Annotated in this window: 4 protein-coding genes; 3 read left to right on the top strand and 1 reads right to left on the bottom strand. The window is 45.9% G+C overall.

Features of this window, described 5'->3' with window-relative positions:
- Positions 1-342 precede the first annotated feature (342 nt).
- Positions 343-648: a tyrosine-type recombinase/integrase gene (locus tag ACM0OZ_RS47960; RefSeq protein WP_414590008.1), complete on the bottom strand. Its 306-nt coding sequence runs from the start codon at positions 646-648 to the stop codon at positions 343-345.
- 323 nt (positions 649-971) lie between these two features.
- On the opposite strand from ACM0OZ_RS47960, the gene ACM0OZ_RS47955 reads away from it, so the two are divergent.
- Genes ACM0OZ_RS47955 through ACM0OZ_RS47945 form a run of 3 tightly spaced genes read left to right on the top strand, consistent with a single transcriptional unit; the run spans position 972 to position 4,195 of the window.
- The gene (locus ACM0OZ_RS47955) at positions 972-1,571 is read left to right on the top strand and encodes a recombinase family protein (RefSeq protein ID WP_414590007.1); all 600 of its coding nucleotides are present in this window, start codon (positions 972-974) and stop codon (positions 1,569-1,571) included.
- Between the two features lie 16 nt (positions 1,572-1,587).
- Complete coding sequence (locus tag ACM0OZ_RS47950) at positions 1,588-3,234, top strand: IS481 family transposase (protein WP_414590009.1); 1,647 nt, start codon at positions 1,588-1,590, stop codon at positions 3,232-3,234.
- On the top strand, positions 3,224-4,195 hold the full coding sequence (locus tag ACM0OZ_RS47945) for an ExeA family protein (protein WP_414590006.1): 972 nt from the start codon (positions 3,224-3,226) through the stop codon (positions 4,193-4,195). The genes ACM0OZ_RS47950 and ACM0OZ_RS47945 overlap by 11 nt, the downstream gene beginning before the upstream one ends.
- Positions 4,196-4,428: the final 233 nt, after the last annotated feature.

The raw sequence follows: 4,428 nt of genomic DNA, 5'->3' as shown, positions 1-4,428 counted from the left end.
TCATGTCATTTCTCAATTTTAAACTGTCTGATTATTTCTGTCGCACAGTACTAGAGCATTTTGAAACACTGCAAGAAGCCATGGAGCATGTCCTAAGTTTAGCGTCCTAACCAACCTGGCGGTTGCTATATGTATCAGTCTCAGTAAAAAAAGTACCATCAATTTGATAACTGCTTAATAACTAATTGATGTATACCATAAGTAGCTTGTAATTACATCTATAATAGTATATAAGCTGACGGGGCGACAAAAGAGCTAGGATGCAGCTAGAATAAAAATTAATGTGAGCTAACAATTTTCTTGTTTGCAAGCCGGAGCGTTTATGTTTGCGAGCCGCAACAGTTAACCATCCCATAGCCCTTGAAACCGCCCAGATGCAAGTTTCGTGTAACGCACTGTGTGCTGGATATTGTTATGCCCCAAGTAACTCTGAATTGTCCGAGTATCAGTACCTCGGTTTGCGAGATAGTAACCTGTTCCATGTCGTAGCATGTGTGCGTGAACTGGGAAAGGGAGATCTGCTAATTCACCAGCTCGCTCAACAATTCCGCTAATTGGAGAGCGATTTTTTTCGGGGGAGATGGTACTTGTAGCGGACCACAATACTAATCCTTCTAGCCCGCAATCAAGACAATTTTGAGACCACATTAATTGCAACCAAGGCGGCGCTTGGAACCACATTAACTACAACTGGGACCACATTAACTGCAACCAGACCGCAATCATCTGACTCGACCCACATTAATTGCAACTATGCCAAGTTAAAATGATTTGACGTAACCGATGCGTGGATCAACTGTCGCAAAAACGACCCTTTTTGCGACAGAAGACTAAGCTTCTCGAGTAAAGGCATAATCCACGCCTAAAACTGTTGCAAAACTTATCTCAAAATCTGTGTCTTAAAAATGTAGACTGATTGTTAGTTATGTAACACACTGTGACTATTGTTTCACCTCTGGAGGCACGAGTTTATGCTCGTTGGCTATGCGCGGGTTTCAACTATAGATCAGAACCTTGACCTACAGCGAGATGCTCTACTCTCAGCAGGCTGCGACAAAATCTTCACGGATATAGCCAGTGGCGTTCAAGATTCTCGTTTGGGTCTAACCGAAGCGCTAAACTACTTACGTTCTGGAGATACCCTTGTAGTCTGGAAGCTTGATCGCCTTGGTCGCTCCCTTAAACACCTCATTGAAACAGTCAACGCACTAGCTGCGAAGTCGATTAGTTTTCACAGTCTTCAAGAAAACCTTGATACGACAACCAGTGGCGGCAAACTCATCTTTCATCTGTTTGGGGCACTAGCTGAGTTTGAGCGGGAAGTGATTCGTGAGCGCACCCGTGCTGGTTTAAAGGCGGCTAGGGCTAGAGGCCACAAAGGTGGTCGTCCTCGTAAGCTAGATGCCTCCTCTCTCAACATGGCTAAGCTCCTAATCAGCGAAGGAAGTACCTCGGTTACTGAAATCTGCCGGACTCTGCGAGTTTCTCGCTCAACTTTGTACCGTTGTATTGGAAAAAACAATTGCGTTACACCCGAAGCTAATTCCACAGAAGCGGAGGCGAGCACTTGACGTGGTACGCAAGCAGATCCCAGCAGAAGCTTTAATCAATCTACGCCAGCGACTTGACATATTACCGAGTCGTTGCCAGGAGCGTAGCCTTTTAGTTGAAGAGACGGCAACCTTATACGGCGTGTCTACTGACACACTTTATCGTGCCTTGCGTCAGTATTCGCGACCCAAGACTATCAACCGTTCGGATAGTGGGTCGCCAAGAAAGCTGTCTTCAAAAGAGATGGAACTTTACTGTGAAGTCATCGCCGCGATGAAAATCCGCACCTGCAACAAAAAAGGACGGCATGTCTCCACCGCACGAGCGATTGAGCTTTTGGAAGATTCCGGGATGAACACACCATATGGCTTCATCCAACCAGCGAAGGGCTTGCTGAACAAAACAACTGTTAATCGTTACCTGAAAACTTGGGGGTATGACCACCTCACTATGACCCAGCAACCGCCAGCGGTGCGCTTTCAAGCTGACTACAGCAATCAATGTTGGCATTTCGACCTCAGCCCATCCGATTTAAAACACGTAAAGCAGCCCTTGTGGGTAGAACCAGGCAGAGGGAATCCACTGCTGATGCTCTACAGTGTTGTCGATGATCGCAGTGGTGTATGTTACCAAGAATACCACTGTGTCTATGGAGAGGATGTGGAAGCTGCATTACGCTTTTTGTTTAACGCAATGACAGCGAAAGCTATGGATGGATTTCCCTTTCAGGGGATTCCAGAGATGATATATGCAGACAATGGTCCAATTACCAAAAGCCGGATCTTTCAAAATGTCATGTCATGTCTGGGGGTGAAATTAGCTACACATATGCCAGCGGGTAAGGATGGTCGTCGGGTTACCGCCCGCTCTAAAGGCAAAGTAGAAAGACCTTTCCGAACGGTCAAAGAAGCACACGAAACCCTGTACCACTTTCACGAACCGGAAAACGAGATTGAGGCTAACCTTTGGTTGCGCCAGTATTTGTTGCATTACAACGAGCAGCCACATCGTAGTGAAGAACACTCGCGAATGGAAGATTGGCGAGTGTTTCTACCTCATAGTGGTTTACGCCAAATGTGCAGTTGGGAACGGTTTTGTACCTTTGCCCGCGAACCTCAGCAGCGTAAGGTAGATTCTTCAGCCAGAGTATCGATTGAAGGGGTAGCCTATGAGGTAGACCCTGATCTGGCAGGCGAAACAGTGGTGCTATGGTGGGGTCTATTTGACAACGAACTGTACGTTGAAAAAGATCACCAACGGTACGGACCATTTCACCCAGTTGATGGTCCCATCCCCTTGCATCGATATCGCAAATTAAAAAAAACCAAAACCGAAGAGCGGGCAGACCGAATTGCAGCTTTGGCGAAGGAGTTGGACTTGCCACGCGATGCTCTGGACAAAAATACAGACCTACAATTTCTGGTGGACAAGTATAAAATACCGGAACTACCCGTTATACCCTTCAGTGACCCAGACCCATTCCAAGAATTTACATATCCCACCACACTATTTGCTAAGCGGGCGATTGCAGAATATCTTGCTCAACCACTGGCGAAACTATCAGCAGAACAGCGAGTATTTATTGACACGCTGTTAGCTGAAACCCTGAACAAAAAATTGATTATGGAGCGGATACGGCAGTATTTTAAACAGCCAAAAGGAGGGCAACAAAATGCTCACTGAAGTCATGGAACATTTCGCCTTAATTAAGGAGTTTCCTAAGGCTGGATACTACGAGACAGACCACCACTCGCAAATGTTCAAAGACATCAAATCCGCCATCTATTCAGGAAAACTAGTTGCATTAGTGGGAATTATTGGATGTGGCAAGACAACTACTTTACGACGTTTGTTTGAAGTTTTGGACAAAGAAGGCAAAATTCTGGTTTCAAAGTCGCTTTCTGTGGATAAAGACCGCACGACACTACCAACACTGATCTCTGCTTTGTTCTATGATTTGTCAGCAGACAAGGGAATTAAAATCCCTAAACTTAGCGAAAAACGGGAACGGGAACTGCGCGCTCTGGTCAAGAAGGGTAAAAAGCCAGTGGCTCTGTTTGTGGATGAGGCTCACGACCTACACTACAGTACCCTAACTGGACTCAAACGTTTAATGGAGATAGTTGAAGACGGTGGTGGCACACTCTCAGTAGTGCTGGCTGGTCATCCCAAACTGAAAAATGATTTACGCCGTCCAACAATGGAAGAAATTGGGTATCGCTCAACAGTCTTTTCCTTGGATGGTATCGTTGGCAGTCAGCGAGAATATATTGAATGGCTGGTATCTAAATGTACTACTGAGTTAACTCAAATAGGTGACATCTTAGAAGCAGAAGCTATTGACTTACTGGCCATACGGCTGAGGACGCCACTACAAATTGAACAACATTTGACATTAGCCTTTGAGGCTGCGTTCCAACTTGGAGAAAAACCTGTTACAACGGCAATTGTTGAGTCGGTTTTATCGAAGCAAATTGACGATTTGGAACCCACTCTGACAAGGCACGGTTATGATGCCAGAGGCTTGGCTGAACAGTTCAATGCCAAACCTGCTGAAATCAAATCACTGTTTCGCGGGCAGCTTGAACCAGCGCGTGCCCGCGAACTACAGGAGCAAATGCTAGCTGCGGGACTGCCGATTTGAGAAGCGATGGCATAGTTGCAATTAATGTGGGTCGAGTCAGATGATTGCGGTCTGGTTGCAGTTAATGTGGTCCCAGTTGTAGTTAATGTGGTTCCAAGCGCCGCCTTGGTTGCAATTAATGTGGTCTCAAAATTGTCTTGATTGCGGGCTAGAAGGATTAGTATTGTGGTCTGCTACAGGTACTGGCAATGCGGTAAGATGACCCAATGAGCGATTCTGAGCAACTTGTTATC

The organism is Scytonema sp. PCC 10023 (assembly GCF_963920835.1).
Lineage (GTDB): Bacteria > Cyanobacteriota > Cyanobacteriia > Cyanobacteriales > Nostocaceae > Kalymmatonema.
This window is presented reverse-complemented; position numbering and strand designations above follow the sequence as displayed.